Annotated in this window: 18 protein-coding genes; 9 read left to right on the top strand and 9 right to left on the bottom strand. The window is 61.6% G+C overall.

Annotation, left to right across the window (positions count from 1 at the left end):
- Positions 1–164: 164 nt before the first annotated feature.
- Positions 165–461 (top strand): hypothetical protein, encoded by a 297-nt coding sequence (locus IB223_RS16215; RefSeq protein ID WP_192202779.1) that lies wholly within the window; start codon positions 165–167, stop codon positions 459–461.
- A gap of 48 nt (positions 462–509) precedes the next feature.
- On the opposite strand, the gene IB223_RS16210 is transcribed toward IB223_RS16215, so the two are convergent.
- The 9 genes from IB223_RS16210 to IB223_RS16170 form a co-directional block, all read right to left on the bottom strand.
- Positions 510–935: a hypothetical protein gene (locus IB223_RS16210; RefSeq protein ID WP_192202778.1), complete on the bottom strand. Its 426-nt coding sequence runs from the start codon at positions 933–935 to the stop codon at positions 510–512.
- Positions 936–1,007: 72 nt separating this feature from the next.
- Positions 1,008–1,391 (bottom strand): hypothetical protein, encoded by a 384-nt coding sequence (locus IB223_RS16205; RefSeq protein WP_192202777.1) that lies wholly within the window; start codon positions 1,389–1,391, stop codon positions 1,008–1,010.
- 419 nt (positions 1,392–1,810) lie between these two features.
- A complete protein-coding gene (locus IB223_RS16200; protein ID WP_192202776.1) occupies positions 1,811–2,026 on the bottom strand; it encodes a hypothetical protein in 216 nt (71 codons plus the stop codon).
- A 442-nt stretch (positions 2,027–2,468) separates the two neighbouring features.
- Positions 2,469–2,885, bottom strand: a complete 417-nt coding sequence (locus IB223_RS16195; RefSeq protein WP_192202775.1) for an OmpA family protein — start codon at positions 2,883–2,885, stop codon at positions 2,469–2,471.
- Positions 2,886–3,272: 387 nt separating this feature from the next.
- The gene (locus IB223_RS16190) at positions 3,273–3,653 is read right to left on the bottom strand and encodes a hypothetical protein (RefSeq protein ID WP_192202774.1); all 381 of its coding nucleotides are present in this window, start codon (positions 3,651–3,653) and stop codon (positions 3,273–3,275) included.
- A gap of 973 nt (positions 3,654–4,626) precedes the next feature.
- On the bottom strand, positions 4,627–4,974 hold the full coding sequence (locus tag IB223_RS16185) for a DUF6794 domain-containing protein (protein ID WP_192202773.1): 348 nt from the start codon (positions 4,972–4,974) through the stop codon (positions 4,627–4,629).
- Positions 4,975–7,286: 2,312 nt separating this feature from the next.
- On the bottom strand, positions 7,287–7,667 hold the full coding sequence (locus IB223_RS16180) for a hypothetical protein (RefSeq protein WP_192202772.1): 381 nt from the start codon (positions 7,665–7,667) through the stop codon (positions 7,287–7,289).
- Between the two features lie 28 nt (positions 7,668–7,695).
- Positions 7,696–8,127: a hypothetical protein gene (locus IB223_RS16175; protein WP_192202771.1), complete on the bottom strand. Its 432-nt coding sequence runs from the start codon at positions 8,125–8,127 to the stop codon at positions 7,696–7,698.
- 1,659 nt (positions 8,128–9,786) lie between these two features.
- The gene (locus IB223_RS16170; protein WP_192202770.1) at positions 9,787–10,155 is read right to left on the bottom strand and encodes a hypothetical protein; all 369 of its coding nucleotides are present in this window, start codon (positions 10,153–10,155) and stop codon (positions 9,787–9,789) included.
- Positions 10,156–11,637: 1,482 nt separating this feature from the next.
- On the opposite strand from IB223_RS16170, the gene IB223_RS16160 reads away from it, so the two are divergent.
- Genes IB223_RS16160 through IB223_RS16125 form a run of 8 tightly spaced genes read left to right on the top strand, consistent with a single transcriptional unit; the run spans position 11,638 to position 20,101 of the window.
- Positions 11,638–12,579 carry an integron integrase gene (locus tag IB223_RS16160; RefSeq protein WP_225591133.1) on the top strand — a complete coding sequence of 314 codons (942 nt, stop codon included), beginning with the start codon at positions 11,638–11,640 and terminating at the stop codon, positions 12,577–12,579.
- A 1-nt stretch (position 12,580) separates the two neighbouring features.
- Positions 12,581–14,974, top strand: coding sequence for a DNA internalization-related competence protein ComEC/Rec2 (locus IB223_RS16155; protein WP_225591132.1), 2,394 nt, complete (start codon positions 12,581–12,583; stop codon positions 14,972–14,974).
- A 2-nt stretch (positions 14,975–14,976) separates the two neighbouring features.
- Entirely contained in the window at positions 14,977–15,636 is a 660-nt protein-coding gene (locus IB223_RS16150) for a MotA/TolQ/ExbB proton channel family protein (protein WP_192202767.1), read from the top strand.
- A 10-nt stretch (positions 15,637–15,646) separates the two neighbouring features.
- Positions 15,647–16,069, top strand: a complete 423-nt coding sequence (locus IB223_RS16145; RefSeq protein WP_192202766.1) for a biopolymer transporter ExbD — start codon at positions 15,647–15,649, stop codon at positions 16,067–16,069.
- A 38-nt stretch (positions 16,070–16,107) separates the two neighbouring features.
- Positions 16,108–17,820, top strand: coding sequence for a lipid A export permease/ATP-binding protein MsbA (gene msbA, locus IB223_RS16140; RefSeq protein WP_192202804.1), 1,713 nt, complete (start codon positions 16,108–16,110; stop codon positions 17,818–17,820).
- On the top strand, positions 17,817–18,839 hold the full coding sequence (gene lpxK / locus IB223_RS16135; protein WP_192202765.1) for a tetraacyldisaccharide 4'-kinase: 1,023 nt from the start codon (positions 17,817–17,819) through the stop codon (positions 18,837–18,839). Before msbA ends, lpxK begins: the two co-directional genes overlap by 4 nt.
- 36 nt (positions 18,840–18,875) lie before the next feature.
- Positions 18,876–19,640, top strand: coding sequence for a 3-deoxy-manno-octulosonate cytidylyltransferase (gene kdsB / locus IB223_RS16130; RefSeq protein ID WP_192202764.1), 765 nt, complete (start codon positions 18,876–18,878; stop codon positions 19,638–19,640).
- Positions 19,637–20,101 (top strand): low molecular weight protein-tyrosine-phosphatase, encoded by a 465-nt coding sequence (locus IB223_RS16125; RefSeq protein WP_192202763.1) that lies wholly within the window; start codon positions 19,637–19,639, stop codon positions 20,099–20,101. Before kdsB ends, IB223_RS16125 begins: the two co-directional genes overlap by 4 nt.
- The last annotated feature ends 2 nt before the right edge of the window (positions 20,102–20,103 follow it).

The raw sequence follows: 20,103 nt of genomic DNA, 5'->3' as shown, positions 1-20,103 counted from the left end.
GGCTCAAGCGGACGGCAGAAGCCTTGAAGGCATCGCTGTAGCGATGGATGGTTCTGGGGCCTGGCTTTGGCATTGGGACACTCCTGAGGGTTAGGTCAAGGTGTCCACTGAACCGTGGGAACTACCGGTTCGGCTTGAATGAATTGTTAGCCATCAACTCGGCCATGTTGATCGATGACGAGTGTAGAGCCTATTGGAATATCAGCGGGAACGAGCCCAGGGAATCGGAGGAGCACTGGCTTGAGTGGTGGGCGCCTTCGGTACTCAACAATGGCTGGCACCTCAAGAAGGCTCCCATCAGGGCGGGTCACATGTACCGGATGGACGCTGCCGGGAGGAAATTCAGGCAAGTCAGGGGTAACAACCACGGCAATGAAGCCGGCCTGAGACACATCAAGAACGTCTACAGCAGAGAACTCCATGGATTAGCCCTGATGTCCGTTGTGATGGCTAACACCTGAATTAAGCCGACCCGCGAAGCGGGTTCGGCTTGAATGAATTGTTAGCCGCTAAGCCAGTAGCGCCCGATAACCAGGCGGAGCAGTAGCCATACGCTCAGCAACGCCCTCATAGAAGAAAGTGATGCTGTCGGCTGGGTCCTTCAACCTGCGACGAACCTTAGCCCATGTAGCGATTGCGATATGACGAGTTGGCTCACCTAGCACCAGTACAGGCTGGCCCATCTCGGCATGCCAACGATACTCGCCACCAAACTGATGGTGAGCGACCTCTAGGACATAGCAGCCGAACTGCTGCACGAGGGCATTGAGCTCGCCTTCCGGGAGCTCCGACCAATACGGACCAGCCTCCTCCAGCACCGCTTCAATGACGCGCAGGCTTTCTGGTGAGTAGTCCGCGGCCCCCACGGGGTGGCCATCCAGTAGTGCTGGAATAGCCGAGACAACCCTAACTACGTCTGCTTCTACCTCAGTCACCGATGTGCTCCCCATAGCGGCTAACGCCTGAATTAAGCCGAACCGCGAAGCGGGTTCGGCTTGAATGAATTGTTAGGTGCCGCCTTGGGCGCGCGTGTATTTGCCAAAGACAGCGCCCAGCCACCCGAAAAACGAAAACATTACTGCTGCAATCATGGCTGACGCGAAGCTCTGACGCTCTGTTGCAACGGCTGGAACTAGAAGAACGGCTGTGCCTAGTACAACTGCTAATACACCGGTACCAATAGGTTTATCTGCTGCGAGGCGAGCAGCAGCGACTCCAGTCAGAATGGCAATGATGTAGCTAGAAAATTGAATGAGCAGCCAGGCGCCGTTGGCCAGGGTGCCGCCGCCAGAGGAAGTGCCAGCTCGAGCGACGAGCACACCAGCTATGAGCTGTCCCGTTACGAAAAGTGCAGCTCCTATTGCGAGAGATTTGCGATTGCCACTGAGCATGATGCGGCACCTAACGCCTGAATTAAGCCGACCCGCGAAGCGGGTTCGGCTTGAATGAATTGTTAGGCCGCAGCGCCAGATTTGCGACGCCAAAGCCTGGATAAGGCATAGCTCCATCCGCCGGCAAATAGTACGCCTATGACCGGCGCGACAAATGCTGCGGCACCCAACGCGACGTATGCCGGAGCGTCACATGGCGAAGGACAGTTTGCGGGTGGCGTGAATACACGGAAGAGCAAAAAAACAGCAGCAAAGCAGCCGAGTAAAAATGAGACCAACCCGGTCAGTGCAAAGGTGAGGAGTCTGAGAGCTGATACAGCTAAGTGCTCTTTCGGCTTCACTACAGACTCTCCCTGCGGCCTAACACCTGAATTAAGCCGACCCGCGAAGCGGGTTCGGCTTGAATGAATTGTTAGCGCTCATGCGACGTACTTGGCGACAATCGCAGCGAGCGCAAGTGCGGCCCCAAAAATGGAGGCCCAGTTGAGATCTTTGTACGTGCCGAAGGCCATAAGAGCGAATCCCGCAGCTCCAGCTAGGTTCCGAATCTTCTGACCGTAGAGCACAAAGTCTATGAGATTGACTGCTGCGAGCAGAATAGCAATTACGACGAAAATCTTGTTGGTAGTACTCATCCTGAGTGAATCCTCCGTTATCTTTCCTGAGCGCTAACACCGGAATTAAGCCGACCCGCGAAGCGGGTTCGGCTTGAATGAATTGTTAGGCCGTAGCGCCAGATTTGCGACGCCAAAGCCTGGATAAGGCATAGCTCCATCCGCCGGCAAATAGTATGCCTATGACCGGCGCGACAAATGCTGCGGCACCCAACGCGACGTATGCCGGAGCGTCACATGGCGAAGGACAGTTTGCGGGTGGCGTGAATACACGGAAGAGCAAAAAAACAGCAGCAAAGCAGCCAAGTAAAAATGAGACCAACCCGGTCAGTGCAAAGGTGAGGAGTCTGACAGCTGATACAGCTAAGTGCTCTTTTGGCTTCACTACAGACTCTCCCTGCGGCCTAACACCGGAATTAAGCCGACCCGCGAAGCGGGTTCGGCTTGAATGATTTGTTAGCGCTCAAGGCGAGATCCTCGCATCAATGAAGAAGACTGCTCTCAGCCGCTCGCTGCATGGGACATTCTCTGCACGGGCGGTATCGGCCTGCCATTTGGGGCTTACTGCGGTCACCGAAAGGATTTGAGAGGGATCAACTCCATGTTGGACTAGGAACGTCCTGGCGGCTATCGCTCTGTGGAACCATAGCTGGTTAGAGCCCTCCTCGGTGGCGCAGGCGCTCCCCTCTATCCGGGCTTTCATTTCTGGGTTACGCATCATCAGCTCCGCACCTTCGTGCAGGATCGCCACCGAGTCAGGTCTCAGGTTCGAGCTGTTGATGTCAAAGTTTATTCGGTGAAAAGTGGTTTCCGCTGCTGCCGTACTGACCATAGAGAACGCAAGCACAGCTGCCGTCCATTGTGCTGCTTTTTGGCTCATGTGACGTCTCCATTGAGCGCTAACGCCTGAATTAAGCCGACCCGCGAAGCGGGTTCGGCTTGAATGAATTGTTAGGTGTGCTGTGTCCGCAAGCCATGACCTTGGCCTCACCTAACCCGGAACGCTCGCTGCTTTGCCGGAATGCCATGGGCCTGCTCCCTGATTGCCTCCAGCATAACTAGACGCTTGAAGTGAACGATTTGCGGCCTTGGGACGTTCCTCCGTTCTCGTAACCCCATAGACAGCGGCCAATCTCATGATTGAGATCGCTCAACGGCAAAGCTGCCAGCACCTCCGGGTCTTGCTCCTTGATGGTTGGAGTTGCCATTGCACACCTAACGCCTGAATTAAGCCGAGCCGCGAAGCGGCTTCGGCTTGAATGAATTGTTAGGCGGCACCTGAGGCAGTCAATGCTGCCACTGCCGTAAGTGCCACCCAGCCAGGATGCCGGCCCTTGGTGCCGACGAGGACAAGAACCGCTCCGCCAAGATAGGCGAAAACAATGGCACCGGTCACGAGCGACGCCGACATGGGGTGGCCAAGCGCCAGTTGGAGAAGCACGCCCGCAAATGCCCAGCCGAACAATGTGGCGAGGTGCCATGTGGCCCAAATGATTCTGACGTTTCGCTCACGCAGAGGTAGTGCGTCAAGTGCCGGCACCAGACTGCCGTTACGGAGGTGCCGAAAAATGAGGATCTCGCCAAGTACTGAGTGCGCCAGGCCGGTCAACGCCGCGATGATTGCTGCGACCAAGTAGGGGGTTTGCATGCGGATCATCCTTGAAGGTTGGTGTGCCGCCTAACACCTGAATTAAGCCGAGCCGCGAAGCGGCTTCGGCTTGAATGAATTGTTAGGCCGCGAACAAGCCGCCCCGACAGGCGTCGATGTCCAAGACCAGGTCGAGTTTCCGGTGGCAGTCTGTGCACTCGAGGAGCGCCGAGATTGATTGAGTTGGGCGACTGTCTGGCGTTGCGTCATTTGCCGGGAACCCCTCACTAGAAGCGACAACAAGCTTGCCCTGCTCAATCCACTCCAGCAGCTTTAACTGGACCCAATAGTAATCGCCGGCACGCTGAAATCCGCGCGGGCTTGTCCAGTAGTCACAGGAGCGGCAAATGCTCATTAGCGGCCTAACGCCTGAATTAAGCCGAACCGCGAAGCGGTTTCGGCTTGAATGAATTGTTAGACATCAACTCGCCTAACTTGGCCCGCCTTGGCCAAGGCGACAACGTAGTTGAGTTGAGCCTGGTCTAGATAGCGTAACGGAATGCAGTGCGCACATTGCTTGGTAAAGAACAACATAAGAAATCCACTCTTTACCTGCACGCGCCTAATCACCGACCAATCTTGCATCACTTCTGTATGTGCGGAACGAGAGCGAACACCTTCGCTGTTGATTGTGTATGTATGAGCGGGGGTGTCAGTGAACGCTTTATGCGCTGTCCACGTATTCCACATGATCATCGAGGGCATAAAGGCCACGAGGAACGCAGAGAAGAGTGCGTCCGCGATCGAAAAGTGGCTGCCTACGACATAGGAAACGATTGGGAGTGCGATCCCAGCCGCTGGAAATGCAAGGGTCCACGCAAGACAACCGAGGCATGCCGCAGTGACGGCCAGGCCGGCCCTCAGCCGATCTGTAAAAGTGAAAGGAAATTGCAGCTCCACCACAGATGTTTCCATTGATGTCTAACACCGGAATTAAGCCGACCCGCGAAGCGGGTTCGGCTTGAATGAATTGTTAGCCCTCATGCTGCAGGACTGACCAAACTGCCTCCATGATTACCATGGACGCATCATCCGGATGGCATCCTTTTCCGCAGGCCGACTCGATCAGTTTGTCGTTACCCCGCCACAGGCCGTAATGGTTACGGATGCCCGTGCCCCAGCCGTGATGGAACATGATCAGGTCGTCCTTCTTAGTCTTGCGCAGAGAGGCCTTAGCCTCGTCAGACAGTGAGCCCAAGATGTCTGCGGCGGTCGCCCGGACTGTGGTGGGCCAATTCTCAGGGCCCAACTCTGGCTCATCCTGCGCCAAAAGTGGGCTGGCGAAAGAAAGAAGGATCAAGAGCAGCAGTAGCTTCTTCATGAGGGCTAACACCGGAATTAAGCCGACCCGCGAAGCGGGTTCGGCTTGAATGAATTGTTAGGCCGATAGCCGCGCATGTCACTTTGGGCTAGTTGAAACAATGCGGCGTATCGCGAGTAAGCGCCTAGCCGACCGGATGATTGTCAGAAGAAGCGCGAACATGAAGATGCCATAGACGAGCGGGCCATTTGGCCTGGTCGTGGTCAAAAGAAGGTATGCGCAATACAGAAACAACGCTGTGAAACCGGCGAGGCCAATGAGGTTCTTCACATAGTGGAGCCTGTCAATTGCGCGATCGGGTTTTGATTCTGGATTGTTCATAGCTATCCAATCGGCCTAACACCTGAATTAAGCCGACCCGCGAAGCGGGTTCGGCTTGAATGAATTGTTAGGTGGCGTCCTAGTTGTCATAGCCATCTATGTCGGCATGAACTATGCATTCATCACGGACGACAATGTAGCCTCCAAAACCCCAGTACCTACCCTCTTTCGATTGTGCACTGTAATAGAAGGAATAAATTGGATCGTCGTCCTGAACCCCTGCTGGGAACTCAAGATAGGAGCGATCTGCTGCTCGGTACTCCTTCGGTGAGTATGGCCCAGTGACATGCATGTGCTTGCGGAGATCATCTAGCGTGCCGCCAGCGCATTGCTCAGTTGGCTGAACAATGACTCGGAAGTCGCGATTCCATGATGCCGGATCGGAAACCAAAACTGCTTGCTGCCGCGCCGTTGCCACCGATGCGGAGAGACAGATAATCGCTAGCAAGAGGTAACGTGCCGCGTACATGATTGAGCCACCTAACACCGGAATTAAGCCGACCCGCGAAGCGGGTTCGGCTTGAATGAATTGTTAGATTGCGCGCTCATAGTGACTCCGCTTGTGCCTGGCATATGCCACCAAACTCCATCCAACCAGAAGCCCGGGCAAAGCAAACAGTACCAGGCCAACAATGGGCAAAGCCATGCCAAATCCGTGAGTGTCTTGGTCCGTCCCAAAGATCGTTCCGACCAAGCTAACGCACAGGCTCCCGAGCAAGACGAGGGCAATCATCCCTGCGAAGAAAAGAATGACCCATCCAATTGCCTCTATCAGCTGCGTCATAGCGTCCCGAGCAATCTAACGCCTGAATTAAGCCGAGCCGCGAAGCGGCTTCGGCTTGAATGAATTGTTAGGCCCCAACCGAGGGTCTAGGCCTGACTCACCGGGCATGCTCTCACATGCGTCTATTGCGGCGGGATGTGGTGCGCCAGGGTGAAGCCCAAGCGTGCAGACATGGCCGCAACCCCCGCCAGTGAACACACCTGCCGGGCTGCTGAGGCAAGTGATATAGCAGTCATCAAGCGCCGTGCAGCGGGCTTTGAAGGCAGCAATCTCGCAGCGCTCGCGGGATGAAAGGGCTCTGCGCGGTTCTGCAGAGCAGTTGAGAAAGTGCGAGACGTCACCAACGTCCGGCGGAGGTAGCGGCGGAGGCGGTGCTTGGATGGCCGCAGGGCTGACCTGTGAGGGCGCAGGCTCCGGCGCGCACGCCAATAGCAACAAGACAGTCGCAGATAGAACTATCAGGAGTCGCAGATGTGCCATTGGGGCCTAACGCCTGAATTAAGCCGACCCGCGAAGCGGGTTCGGCTTGAATGAATTGTTAGGACTCACCGGCCCGTGCAACAAGCGTGAAATGCTCTGCGCCCGTGTCTGGGTAATGGATGAGCCCACCGAAATCCGTTTGGACCAAGACGCCCCCACCCAAGCATGCCCACTCAGCCTCTGGGTGCTCCAGAGAATACTCGGAGCGGTCGAGGCAAGCGACAACAACGCCACGGTGAGCAACAGCGATGGCAACAGTATCCCCAAGTATTGCCTCGTGGCCGTCGCTGTAGTGCATGGTGTGAGCCCTAACACCTTGAATTAAGCCGACCCGCGAAGCGGGTTCGGCTTGAATGAGCTGTTATACGCCAAGGTAAGCCCGAAGCCAGCGGCATGCAACGGGACCGGAACATCCGAGAGCAGGAGATCACTCGCCGCCAGCCCGTAGCAGGGTGGGGCCCGTAAAGACCGAAGCCGACGGCGCGGCCGGTCCGCAAGCCGGGAGACTGTCCGAAGGCTGCGTGGCGCGAGAGTGATGTGTCCGAAGCCGAGTGAAGCGAAGCCAGAAGAGTGCGCCTGGTTGCCTTGCATCAACAATCGGCCAGCACCGAAGCCGCGGCAATCGCACGACCGATTGGCAACCGAAGTGGACAACGATCAAAGCCCCACCCACGTATAACGCCTGAATTAAGCCGACCCGCGAAGCGGGTTCGGCTTGAATGAATTGTTAGCCCCCGCCACGAGACCAACTTCCATCTGCGAGCTTCTCATACGAGAAGCCTTGGGTCTTTGACTCTTGGATGATGAAGCCGGTAGGGCGGCTGTGGGCCACGATAGCAGCCTCACTCATCCCAGCCTGCTCAACGTCATTCTTGAAGAAGACCCATATTTCATCGGCCTCCTTCCCCAGGGCTGACTTGTCGGACATCGGCAGGTCAGTTTGATAGTTAAGAACGAGCCACTTGTTCTTGCCGTTGGTGGAGAACATCTTGGTGATTCCTATGAGCTTGATCACTTGCCCGTTGGGTAGCGTGTGGTCTTGGTGCTGTGAGCCAGCAGAGCAGGCTGTCAGCAGTGCAATTACCGAAGCGAGAAGTATCTTGCGCATGGAGTCTCCCAAGGGGCTAACGCCTGAATTAAGCCGAGCCGCGAAGCGGCTTCGGCTTGAATGAATTGTTAGGCCCGAAGCGGCGCCTGTAGTTGAAGGAGAACCAAAGCCCGAGCAGACCAAATATGACGTGCATCCAAGCCTGGTGTGTTACGTAGTTTTGCCCATTGAGCTCAAACCGAGTGTTGAGAGCTAGGTAAAGAAGGATGGCAGTTGGGCCTGCAAGAAGACCGCCAAGGTATGCAACAGAATCATTGCGCACCTTTGATATTGAAACTTGAATCGGTGTGCAGATCAGTAGGAGAAAAAGGGCAACAAGTGCAAGGGCAATCAACCAAGCGTAATGAGCGTCATTGGCCCAGAACCACCCAATGTGCCACCAGCCGACACATAACCATGCGAGGAAGCCGGTCGTGCCAAGGAGGATGATCTGTTTAATGTAGAACGCGATGATCTTCATCGAGGGCCTAACGCCTGAATTAAGCCGACCCGCGAAGCGGGTTCGGCTTGAATGAATTGTTAGGTTGCAGCTCCGCTAAAGGTGGCAACCCATTCCGCGGCAGATTGCCTTGTTAGTGGCCGGGTAAGCAAGGGGTTGGCCAACTCATCAAGTGCGTCAGCGACAGGGGGGTCCTGGAGGAACCCAATGTCTTCACGGCACTCAATGGCATTGGCCCAGTCCTCCACGTCTGTGTCCGAAATATCTCCGGAAAGGAAGCGGTTTAGGACGGCCGAGATATGCGCCGCATCCAAAGTAGCTAAGTCCTCGTCCGCGTCCCATCCAAAGGCTGACAAATCACTTACAACGTCAGCGATCGGTCGGCTGAAGTGCAGGAGCTCTTTGAGCAGAGATGCGCGAGTTATTGCCACTGCAACCTAACGCCTGAATTAAGCCGACCCGCGAAGCGGGTTCGGCTTGAATGAATTGTTAGAGCCCGCCAGAGATGCCGGCAAGCTCGCTAGTGAGTGCAGCCCAGACTGCCGTCACAGTGGAACGACCCGTCTGTGCCGCCCGGAACAGCGCCATCCCGGATGGAGTGAGGGCATGAAAATTTCCCCGAGGTTCAACGAGTTGAAAAGCAGCAAGCCGCTGTAGCGCGCCATTGAGCTCTTGTTGCGTCGGAACTGCATGGTTGATCGCGTCGGCAGCAGCAGAGATATCCGTGCGGGATGCCGGAGCTTTACCCGACGCGATAGCGACCGAGTACAGGATCCAAGCTTGTGTTCTCGGGTCGATCACCAAGGGCTCTAACGCCTGAATTAAGCCGACCCGCGAAGCGGGTTCGGCTTGAATGAATTGTTAGGTGCCAGACCGCAGCACCCGAAATACAACGATTGCGGTGAACAATACTGGCGGAAGCATCAGTACGCCAAGCTCAATCTTGCGGTGCATTGGACGTGGCGCCGGTAGCGTCCGAAACCTGGCCTGGCCGTAGTAGATGGCGAACCCCGAAAGCAAGGTGGAGGCGCCCAAGCTCGCGGCGGTCAGGAGTAGCCACATCATCGCGTGGGTGTTTTGCCCTGGAGTAGGGCGAAGCGCATAGCCGACACCAAACGGGATGACGATGGCAACGATGCTCGCAATGACGGAAAGAATCCTTCCCATGGCACCTAACGCCTGAATTAAGCCGACCCGCGAAGCGGGGTCGGCTTGAATGAATTGTTAGACACCGGCTGCTCACCGATGAAGTAAGCGACAAAGCATAGATGGTCCAGCGGCGAAGCTGCAGGGTCGGCCAACTGTGGCACATCCGGCCAACGACGCGCCTCAGCGAGAAAATCAGTGCTAGCTAGCACCAGTTTGAAACGGTCGGCGGTTTGAGTGCATGAGCGCACTGAGTAGTCGGCCCACAACTCACCAGGCATGCGCTCATCGGGGTCTGCGCTAAGCCAGTACATCTCGCACGTTGCGCCGGGCGCGCGAAACTGAAATTGGCCGCCGAGACAGCCGAAGCCAAGCTCCCGGGCCTTTGCGATAACGGCCGGAAAGTCCTGCGGCCGCCACGCGTACTCGTTTCCGCGCAGGTCCGCTTTTTCTGTCAGCTCGCTAGAAAGTTCCACCGATGTCTAACGCCGGAATTAAGCCGACCCGCGAAGCGGGTTCGGCTTGAATGAATTGTTAGGCCGCATTGGGCGGAAGCTCAATAAACGCATCATGTGTCCAATAGTAGGCGATGGCGTCAATGATTTGCTGCGGCGTTGGCGCGGGATGCTGCTGCCTACCATTCTCCACGATCTCTTGGAGTTGATCGGAGTTGAGAAAGCGCTTGACCCCGGCTCCGGCCACATGGTCCTCGAACGCGTCCATCTCGGCATCAGTCATTTCGCGGGCATCGAATGCTTGGGCGTAGCAAGGCGTGTGTAGCGAGATTTCCGATGTGTCGGCAGCAACATACAGCCACGCCCAAGAAGGAATCTCGAATAGATGCCCGATGAAATAGCTGAGTGGCCTTGCTTCTTGTAGCGGACTTTGCGTGAGAATGGTCATGCGGCCTAACGCCTGAATTAAGCCGGCCCGCCCGACCAACTGTCCGCTCGTTGCCGTAACGATGCGGGCTCGGCTTGAATGAATTGTTAGGGGGTGGCTACGGAGCGTTGAGCTCTGAAAGCTCGGCTGAGTAAGAGCGGCCCCCGGTTGTTGTGAACTCTACTCGGCAATCGTACGCCACGGACCCGCCCGGCTCCGGCAATGGACCGCGGAACCGGTACGTAGCGGTGGCACTGGCAAGCAAGTCGGTGGCGAAGCCTTCCTTTGCAAGAAGTTGTGGGAGTTCTTGGGCAAGCAGCTGAGGGGCATGCGCTCCTTCGCCAGAGAGTTCAGGGCTTGATGTACCAGCAAGGAGATCTACCGTGACAAGGTTGCCGGCGCTACCGGCCGATCGGGCCAGATGATTGATAGCGTAATCGCCGCCCCAGTAGTTCATTGTGCTCGCGAACTGGTGGCAAACGTTGTGCGCTACGGACTTTAGTGGTTTTAGCGATGACACTACCCAAGCCCCCTAACACCGGAATTAAGCCGACCCGCGAAGCGGGTTCGGCTTGAATGAATTGTTAGGCAGCATGAACCGCTGCCTCCGAGATGTCTGTCTGGATATCAGCAGGCACGTTGACCCAGCGGGTGCTGGAACCCAAGACAAGCGCTACGCCTTGCGCAGATGCGACCGATTGGATTTGTTGAAACCAACGGCCGTAGCTCCATTCCCGCGGAATTGGGGAGCCGAGTGTTCGGGTGGCTGGGTCCCATGACACCTCCATTGCCTCGCGGTATGCGAACGGAAACTCGTGGGTTGCTGGCGCAACAAGCAAGCGACCGTCTAGATCGATCTCAACAACGGCAACCTGATCTATGTCCATGCTGCCTAACACCAGAATTAAGCCGACCCGCGAAGCGGGTTCGGCTTGAATGAATTGTTAGGCCCAGCCGCCAGCTTGGTGGCTGATCCTGCCATCGCCGCACACCCACACGACCAGCTGGGCATCAAACGCTAGCTCGTTTGGTAGCCACATGACCGACCAGCAACTTTTCTCTGGGTGGCCTGGCTCCTCATGCCACGAGATGCTAGCAAGGTAACGGTGGGTGTTTGAAATTTTATGGCTTGAGACATAAGCCTCGGCCGAGCGTAGTGCTTCAGGAAGCTCAGTGCTGGGCTTGGCTAAGGATGCCCCGCTAGCTAGTAACAGTGTGCCGAGAAGAAAGGCGCGGTTGAGCATGGATAGGGCCTTTGAGAATGTCTGACTGGGCCTAACACCTAGTAGACCCCATTCCGGGGTAATAGCGCGGAGTATTCAGGCTTGCCTTGTGGGCGTCAATCGGGGTTTTCCTATGCTGGATCAATCGTTTGGCTGATGGCCTTGGTGCAGCGCGGATGCGACGTTGCCTGCATTAGTCGCATGGAATGCAGGGGCTATGGAATATCAGTCGGGAGACGGGGCGGTATCGGGCCCGGGGGCGGTAGGGCGCGTGGGGTTGATGGAGGAAGTCACGCGCAGGTTGCGCGTGGGCCATTACAGCTTGCGCACCGAGCGGGCTTACCTGGGATGGATCCGGCGGTTCATTCTGGCCAATGGCAAACGTCATCCGCGCGAGCTCGGGGCGGTGCAGGTCGAGGCATTCCTGACGAACCTGGCAGTCGAGGGCAAGGTGGCGGCGAGTACGCAGAACCAGGCGCTGTCCGCAGTGCTGTTCCTGTATCGCGAGGTCCTGGGCCTGAAGCTCGCATGGATGGACGATGTGGTGCGCGCCAAACGACCGCTGCGGGTTCCCACGGTGCTGTCGCATTCGGAGGTAAGAGCCTTGCTGGCCCACATGGACGGACGCATGGCGCTGCTCGCCCGGCTGCTGTACGGCAGCGGCATGCGATTGATGGAAGGCGTGCGCCTGCGTGTGAAGGACGTCGATTTCGCCCGCAACGAGATCACCGTGCGGGAGGGCAAGGGTGGAAAGGATCGCCGGACGGTGTTGCCTGCGTCCCTGGTGCCGGCGTTGCAGGCGGAGGTGGAGCGCGTGCACGTCCTGCACCAGCAAGACCTGGCGCAGGGTGCGGGAGAGGTCTGGCTTCCGCATGCGCTTTCGCGCAAGTATCCGAGCGCCGGGCGCGAACTGGGGTGGCAGTACGTGTTCCCCGCGCGGAACCTCAGTCTGGATCCACGCGATGACCGGTGGCGACGCCACCACCTGGACGAGGCGATGCTGGCGCGGGCGCTCAAGCGGGCGCGGGTATCGGCGGGCATCACCAAGCCGGTGACCGCGCACACGCTGCGCCACTCCTTCGCCACCCATCTGATCGAAAGCGGCTACGACATCCGCACCGTGCAGGAACTGCTCGGGCACAAGGACGTCGCGACGACCCAGATATACACACACGTCCTCAATCGGGGCGCTGGCGCGGTGCTCAGTCCCCTGGACCGCTGACATGGAACCGACGGGCATGCGGACGCTGCCGTTGCCGCCGTTCGGGATGGCGTGCACGGCTGCCTTGTTGCTCGGCATGGTCGTCATGCTCTGGCGTCCTGCGCTGCCCGCGATGGCGATCCTGGGGTGCGCGCTCGCGCTCGGGCTCGTCGGATGGTTGTCTCCCTCCCGGTGGCGTTGGCTGGGCGCCGCGTTGGCGGGTATCGGATGGGCAGGACTGCATGCGGCGTGGAGCCTGGGTTCACAGCTGCCTGTGGCATGGGAAGGGCGTGACGTGGTAGTCAGCGGGCAGGTGGTCGGCCTGCCTGACCCACAGGCGCGGCGAACCCGCTTCCTGCTGCGCGTTGATGACGGGGAACGTCAACCCGCGCCATTGCGTGGCAGGCAGATCCGGTTGGCGTGGTACGACGATTTCGGTGCGACGAAGCCTGGACCTCGCATGCAACTGGGTGCGGGCGAGCGGTGGCAGTTCGAGGTTCGCGTGCGGGCGCCGCGCGGGCTGGCCAATCCCGGCGGCGTGGATGCGGAACGCCATGCGGCGGCCCAGCGCATCAGCGCCATGGGCTACGTGCGCGATGCCACGCGTGCGCGTCGGCTGTCGCCGGGAGGGGGTATTGAGGCGTGGCGCAGCGACATGGCCGACAGGATCGGACGTGCGACGCCCGGTCCGTCGGCGCGCTTCGTGCAGGCGCTGGCACTGGGAGACACGCGGGCGCTGGAGGACGCCGACTGGCAGGTGCTGCGTGCCACGGGCCTGACCCACCTGATCGCCATCTCCGGATTCCACGTGGGGCTGGTGGCGGGATTCTGTGCCTTGGGTGGGGCGGGGGTGTGGAGCTTGTTTCCCGCGCTGTCGAGGAGGATTCCACGTCCGCAGGCGGCAGGCGCACTGGCGTTGTCCGGCGCGCTGGGATACGCCGCCGTCGCCGGCTTCGCGCTGCCGACGGTACGCACCGTGCTGATGATCGCGGTGGTGGTGATCGCGCGGCTGGCACGGCGCCATGTGCGGCTGGTCGACGCATTGGCGCTGGCGATGCTGGCCGTACTGGTGTTCGACCCCTTGTCGCTGCTGGCGGCAGGTTTCTGGCTGAGCTTTGGCGGTGTGGCGTGGCTGGCATGGTGCCTGCCGGCCTCGCAGCATTGGGCGAAGGCGTTCCTGCCAGCCCAAGGAGTGGCTACGGTAGGCCTGCTGCCCTTTACCGTTGTGTTGTTCGGCCAGGCTTCGCTCGCAGGCCCGGTGGCCAACTTGCTTGCAATTCCATGGTGGAGCCTGGTGGTGGTGCCGCTGTCCTTGCTCGGGACAGGGCTGGAAACGGTGCACGTGGGTGCGGGTGCATGGGCATGGCGCGCCGCTGCGGCGTGCTTCGAGTGGAGCTGGGAGCTCTTCGAAGGCCTGGCGAAACATCCCTATGCGTTGTGGTGGCTGCCCGAAAGTCGCGCATGGGCGCTTTGGCTGGCGCTGGGGGGCGGGTTCTGGTTGCTGCTGCCGCGTGGTGTACCGGGGAAAACGCTTGCGTTGCTGTTGTGGCTGCCACTGCTGTGGCCCGATCGCGAGTTGCCGCGCGAAGGTGAAGTCGAACTGGTGGTGATCGATGTGGGGCAGGGGCTGGCCGTGCTGGTACGCACGGCACACCACGTATTGCTGTTCGACGCGGGGCCCGCCGTCGAGGAAGGTTTCGATGCGGGCGAGCGGGCCGTGGTACCGGCTCTGCGTGCGCTGGGGGTATCGCGCCTGCATGCGATGGTGATCAGCCATGCCGACAACGATCATGCCGGCGGCGCCGATGCCGTCCGCGATGCCTTTCCGGTGCAGGCGGTGTTGGCGCCGCCGGGCAGCCCGCTGGATGTGCGGGCGCCTTGCGTGGCGGGCGCGTCATGGACGTGGGACGGCGTGCGCTTCAGCTTCCTGCATCCGGGCCTCTACTTTCCGTACCTGGGCAACGAGGCGAGCTGCGTGCTGAAGATGGACACGCCGCATGGGGGCGTCCTGCTGCCGGGCGACATCGGCGCCATCGTCGAGCGCGGACTGGTCCATCGCGATGCGGGCTCGCTCAGGTCGGAGGTCGTCGTGCTGCCGCATCACGGCAGTGCCGGCTCCTCCGATCCGGCATTCGTGGCCGCCACGTCGCCCCGGCTTGCCGTGAATTCCAGCGGGGCAGGCAACCGCTTCGGGCATCCGCGGGCCCAGGTGGTGGCCCGCTGGCAGTCACGGGGCGGTGAATTGCTTGACACACAGTCCGGTGGTGCGTTGCGCATATGGCTGGGTGGCGATGGGCTGTGCGTGCGTGAACGGCGTCACGACCGGCCACGCTGGTGGGATGCCGTGCGGCGCCAGCGGGCCGGTGGGCTATCCTATCGGCTGGAAGAAGGACGGCCCGATGTGCCGGAGGACTGAACGTGCTGGAACTGGTGAAGGCCGGCGGTTGGCCGATGATCCCGCTGCTGCTGCTCGGCATACTGGCCCTGGCCATCGTGGTGGAACGCTTCTGGTCGCTGCGCCGCAAGGAAATCCTGCCGCCCGGCCTGGGTGAGGAAGTGCGCGCGTGGGCCGGCCGCGGGCAGCTTGAGGCGGCGCACATCGATTCGCTGCGCCGCAACTCGCCCCTGGGTGAAGTGCTGGCGGCGGCGCTGGATGTGCGCAACAAGCCGCGCGAGCAGATCCGCGAGCGCATCGAGGACACCGGCCGGCATGTCGTCCACCGGATGGAGAAATTCCTCAACGCCCTCGGCAGCATCGCCTCCGCCGGTCCGCTGCTGGGCCTGCTGGGCACCGTGGTGGGCATGATCCAGATGTTCCTGGGCATCCAGGACAGTGGCGTGGGCGATGTCAACGCGCTGGCGGGGGGCATCGGCAAGGCACTCGTGTGCGCTGCCGCAGGCATGATCGTGGCCATCCCGGCGCTGCTGTTCCACCGCTATTTCCGCGGCAAGGTCACCGGCTACGTGATGGAGATGGAGAAGGAAGCCACGGCGCTGGTCGATGCGCTGGAAGCCCGCCATCCCCGCCCGGTGGCACGCCCGTCCGGCGTGGTCGCGCCGGCACCCGCCAGCGCCTGAGGCCGGCCGCATGCGCATCCGCGACGACCGCGCGCAGGAAGAGCCCGAGATCAACCTCGTGCCGTTGATCGACGTGATCCTGGTGCTGATCATCTTCTTCGTCATCACCACCACGTTCGACGCTCGCTCGATGCTGCAGCTCCAACTGCCCAGCGCCCATGGCGAGCCGGTGGCGGCGCAGGTCAAGGCGCTGAGCGTGCTGGTCAATGCGGACGGGCGCTACTTCGTGGACGAACATGAAGTCCTCCGCCCCGACATCGACGCCCTGAAGCAGACGGTGCAGCAGGTGGCGGGCAGTGACCGCAGCCGCCCCGTGCTGTTGCGCGCCGATGCGCGCACGCCGCACCAGGCGGTGGTGACGGCGCTGGACGCGCTGGGCCAGCTGGGTTTCCGGAAAATCAACATCGCCACCGCGCCGGAGGCGAAGAAGTGAGCCGCGACGGCTCTGCGTGGCAGGTCTACAAGCGGCTGATGGGCTTTGCCAGGCCATACCGCGGGCTGCTGGCGCTGGCCGCTGTCGGCATGCTGATCGAGGCAGCGGCGGGCGGTGCGTTCAGCAAGCTGATGGAACCGGTGGTCAACGAGACCTTCATCGATCGCGACAAGGCCAAGAGCTTGTTGCTGCCGTTGGCCATCGTGGGCCTGTTCGTCATCCGCGGCATCGCCGGTTACATCACCGACATGGGCATGGGCAAGGCAGCGCGCAGCATCGCCCGCGACGTGCGCGTGAACGTGCTGGGCAAGTACCTGCGGTTGCCGGGCCTGCGTTTCGATACCGAACCCGTGCCTGCGATGCTGGTGCGCCTGGGGTCCGATGCCGACCAGATGGCGCAGGCCGCCGTCGATGCGATGAAGGTCATGCTGCAGCAGGTGCTGCAGATCATCGCGGCACTGGTGGTGATGTTCATCACCAGCTGGCAGGTCACGCTGGCCATCCTGGTCATGGCGCCGCCGCTGGCCTGGATCATGGACAAGGTGGCCAAGCGCTACCGGCGCATCAGCCATCGCATCCAGGAAAGCGGCTCCGAGATGATGCAGGCCGCCGACCAGACCCTGTCCAACCAGCAGGAGGTCAAGGTCTACGGCGCACAGCAGAGCGAGTTGACGCGATATGCCGGCCTGGCCAACGCGAACCTGAGGCTGGCGATGAAGGTAGAAGCCACCCGCAGCATATCGTCGGCGATGGTGCAGTTGATGGGCTCGGTCGGACTGGCCCTGCTGCTGTTCTTCGCCGGGCGCGAGGCGATGGCCGGGCGCTTGACCGCAGGTGGATTCGTCACGCTGATGATTTCCATGATGGCCATCATCCCGGCCCTCAAACAGCTGACCAACGTGCAGAACATGCTGCAGCGGGGCGTCGCCTCGGCACAGCGCCTGTTCTCCGTGCTCGATGCCGAGGATGAGCGGGATGTGGGCAGCCGCGCGCTCGGGCGCTCGAAGGGACTGCTTGAATTCCGCGACATCACCACGCGCTATCCCGGCCAGAGCCGGCCGGCGCTGGAGGGCATCAGCTTCACCGCGCGCCCGGGTACCGTCACCGCCATCGTCGGGCGTTCCGGCAGCGGCAAGTCGACGCTGATCAAGCTAATCCCGCGCTTCTACGAGGCCGAATCCGGCCAGATCCTGCTCGACGGCCATCCGCTGCAGGACTACCGGCTCGCGGACCTGCGCCGGCAGATCGCGCTGGTGGGGCAGCAGGTGATGCTGTTTGACGGTACCGTGGCCGCGAACGTGGCGTATGGCGAACTGCAGGGAGCCGAGGCCACGGCGATGGAAGAGGCCGTCCGTGGCGCCAACGCGATGGAGTTCGTGCAGGAGATGCCCGAGCGCATGCAGGCGCCGATCGGCAACAAGGGGGGACGCCTGTCCGGTGGCCAGCGCCAACGCCTGGCGATCGCCCGCGCGATGTTGAAGGACGCGCCGATCCTGATCCTCGACGAGGCCACGGCCGCGCTCGACAACGAATCCGAGCGGCTGGTGCAGAACGCCCTGCAGAAGTTGATGCCGGACCGCACGACGCTGGTCATCGCGCATCGCCTGTCGACCATCGAGCACGCCGACCAGGTGCTCGTGCTGGACCAGGGCCGTCTGGTCGAGCAGGGCACGCACGCCGAACTGCTGGCACGAGGCGGGCTGTACGCACATTTGCACCAGATGCAGTTCCGCGAGGGTGAGGCGGGGTGAGCCAGCGCGCGATGCCGCAACCGCCGGATTACTGGTTTGGCGACGGGCGGGTGCCCCTGTGGGCCCGTGCGCTCGCTCGCGTGTACGGGGTGCTGGTTGCCCTGCGCAGCTGGCTGTACGGGATTGGGCTGCTCCGCCAGCAACGGGTGGGCGTGCCGGTCATCGTGGTGGGCAACATCACGGCCGGCGGCACCGGCAAGACGCCCTTGACCATCGCGCTGATGGAGCGATTGCGCGCAGCGGGTTTCAGGCCGGGCGTGGCGAGCCGCGGTTACGGCCGCCGCGACGAGGCGCAGGCGCGCTGGGTGGATGCGGCGACCCCGCCGGAAGAGGGGGGTGACGAGCCCGTCCTCATTGCGCGGCATACCGGCACGCGGGTGCGCGTGGACCGTGATCGTGTCGCAGCCGCCAAGGCCCTGGTGGCCGCCGGTTGCGACGTGGTGATCTGCGACGACGGACTGCAGCACTACCGCCTGCAGCGCGACGTGGAGATCGAGGTGATCGATGGCGCGCGCCGCTACGGCAATGGACGGCTCATGCCCGCCGGCCCGCTGCGCGAGCCCGTGGCGCGCGCGGCGACGTGCGGGTTCCGGGTGGTGAACCTGCCGTCGTCCGATGACACGGCCGCCTTCGGTGAATGGCCGATGCAGTTGCAGGCCGATGACGCGCTGCCGTTGCGTGGCGGCCGGCCGAAGCCGCTGGCGGGTTTCGCCGGCCAGCGCGTGCATGCGGTGGCGGGCATCGGCAATCCGGCCCGCTTCTTCGCCATGTTGCGGAGGCAGGGGCTGGGCGTGGTGCCGCATGCGTTCGCGGACCATCATGCGTACCGCGCGGAAGATTTCGCGTTCGGCAGCGAACTGCCGGTCCTCATGACCGAGAAGGATGCGGTGAAGTGCGCCGCATTCGCCAACAACTGGTTCTACAGCGTGCCGGTGGCGGCGAGGCTGCCGGAGGCGTTCTGGATCGCATTGCTGGACCGGTTGGGCCGCGCGCGTCCGCCAGCAGCCGATGCCAAGTAGATCGCTCCCTTCATCCCTGACCCGATCCGGATCCCGATGACCGATTTCATCGTCGCCATTCCTGCCCGCTATGCCGCGTCGCGGCTGCCCGGCAAACCGCTGCGCCTCCTCGGCGGCACGCCGCTGGTCGTCCATGTGGCGCGCCGCGCGCTGGCCGCCGGTGCGCGCGAAGTCTGGGTCGCCACGGATGACACCCGCATCCGTGATGCATTGGTGGCCACCGAGGTATGTGTGGCGATGACGTCCGAACGACATGCCTCAGGCAGCGACCGCCTGGCCGAGTGTGCCGACATCGCCGGATGGGCCGACGACGCGCTGGTGGTGAATCTCCAGGGCGACGAACCGTTCGCACCGCCGGCCGGCATCCGGGCGGTTGCCGACACGCTGGCGTCCAGTGGCGCGGAGATGGCGACGCTGGCGGTATCCGTGGACGACGCGGCCACCTTGTTCGACCCGAACGCAGTCAAACTGGTGCGTGCCGCCAATGGCGATGCGCTGTACTTCAGTCGTGCGCCGATCCCCTGGCACCGCGATGCCTTCGCGCAGTCGCGCGATGCCCTCCCGCCCGGTCAGTGGCTGCGCCACATCGGCATCTACGCCTATCGCGCCGGCTTCCTGCGCCGGTTCTCGCAGATGCCGCCCGGCCGGCTGGAGCAGGTCGAGTCGCTGGAGCAGTTGCGGGCACTCGAAGCCGGCCACCGCATCGCCGTGGCGCTGACGCCCGAGCCGTTTCCACCGGGCGTGGACACCCCCGAAGACCTTGCCCGCGCGGAGTCCATCCTGCGGGGCGCGGACCCGTGAAGCTGCTGGTCGTCTGCCTGGGCAACATCTGCCGCTCTCCGATGGCCGAAGGCGCGCTGCGCGCCCGGCTGGAGGCGTCGTCGCTGGCCGGTCAGGTGGAGGTGGATTCGGCTGGCACCGGTGGCTGGCATGCCGGTGAATCGCCGGATCGCCGGGCCATCGCCTGTGCCCGCGGCCATGGCGTCGATATCGGCATGCAGCGCGCACGCCAGCTGTCCGCACGTGATTTCGATGCCTTCGACTGGCTGCTCTGCGCCGACCGCGCGAACCTGCGCGACGTGTTGCGGATCGCGCCTGCAACCCGACGCGACCGGGTGGCACTGCTGCTGGAATGGGCCGGCGTGCAGGCCGGAGGCGAAGTACCGGACCCCTATACGGGCGGGCCGGAGGACTTCCAGCGGGTCTGGCGACTGGTCGATTCCGCCGCACAGGCGGTCGTGGCCCGGCTCTCCCCGGAATGAGA

This window comes from Pseudoxanthomonas sp. PXM03 (assembly GCF_014852005.1).
GTDB lineage: Bacteria > Pseudomonadota > Gammaproteobacteria > Xanthomonadales > Xanthomonadaceae > Pseudoxanthomonas_A.
The sequence above is the reverse complement of the archived record's forward strand: the minus strand, read 5'-3'. Positions and strand labels throughout refer to the sequence as shown.

Coding starts and splice junctions, on each gene's coding strand:
- IB223_RS16215 (WP_192202779.1), top strand. CDS start 165: ATGTTGATCGATGACGAGTGTAGAGCCTATTGGAATATCAGCGGGAAC.
- IB223_RS16205 (WP_192202777.1), bottom strand. CDS start 1,391: ATGCTCAGTGGCAATCGCAAATCTCTCGCAATAGGAGCTGCACTTTTC.
- IB223_RS16200 (WP_192202776.1), bottom strand. CDS start 2,026: ATGAGTACTACCAACAAGATTTTCGTCGTAATTGCTATTCTGCTCGCA.
- IB223_RS16195 (WP_192202775.1), bottom strand. CDS start 2,885: ATGAGCCAAAAAGCAGCACAATGGACGGCAGCTGTGCTTGCGTTCTCT.
- IB223_RS16190 (WP_192202774.1), bottom strand. CDS start 3,653: ATGCAAACCCCCTACTTGGTCGCAGCAATCATCGCGGCGTTGACCGGC.
- IB223_RS16185 (WP_192202773.1), bottom strand. CDS start 4,974: ATGAAGAAGCTACTGCTGCTCTTGATCCTTCTTTCTTTCGCCAGCCCA.
- IB223_RS16180 (WP_192202772.1), bottom strand. CDS start 7,667: ATGCGCAAGATACTTCTCGCTTCGGTAATTGCACTGCTGACAGCCTGC.
- IB223_RS16175 (WP_192202771.1), bottom strand. CDS start 8,127: ATGAAGATCATCGCGTTCTACATTAAACAGATCATCCTCCTTGGCACG.
- IB223_RS16170 (WP_192202770.1), bottom strand. CDS start 10,155: ATGACCATTCTCACGCAAAGTCCGCTACAAGAAGCAAGGCCACTCAGC.
- IB223_RS16160 (WP_225591133.1), top strand. CDS start 11,638: ATGGAGGAAGTCACGCGCAGGTTGCGCGTGGGCCATTACAGCTTGCGC.
- IB223_RS16155 (WP_225591132.1), top strand. CDS start 12,581: ATGGAACCGACGGGCATGCGGACGCTGCCGTTGCCGCCGTTCGGGATG.
- IB223_RS16145 (WP_192202766.1), top strand. CDS start 15,647: ATGCGCATCCGCGACGACCGCGCGCAGGAAGAGCCCGAGATCAACCTC.
- msbA (WP_192202804.1), top strand. CDS start 16,108: ATGGGCTTTGCCAGGCCATACCGCGGGCTGCTGGCGCTGGCCGCTGTC.
- kdsB (WP_192202764.1), top strand. CDS start 18,876: ATGACCGATTTCATCGTCGCCATTCCTGCCCGCTATGCCGCGTCGCGG.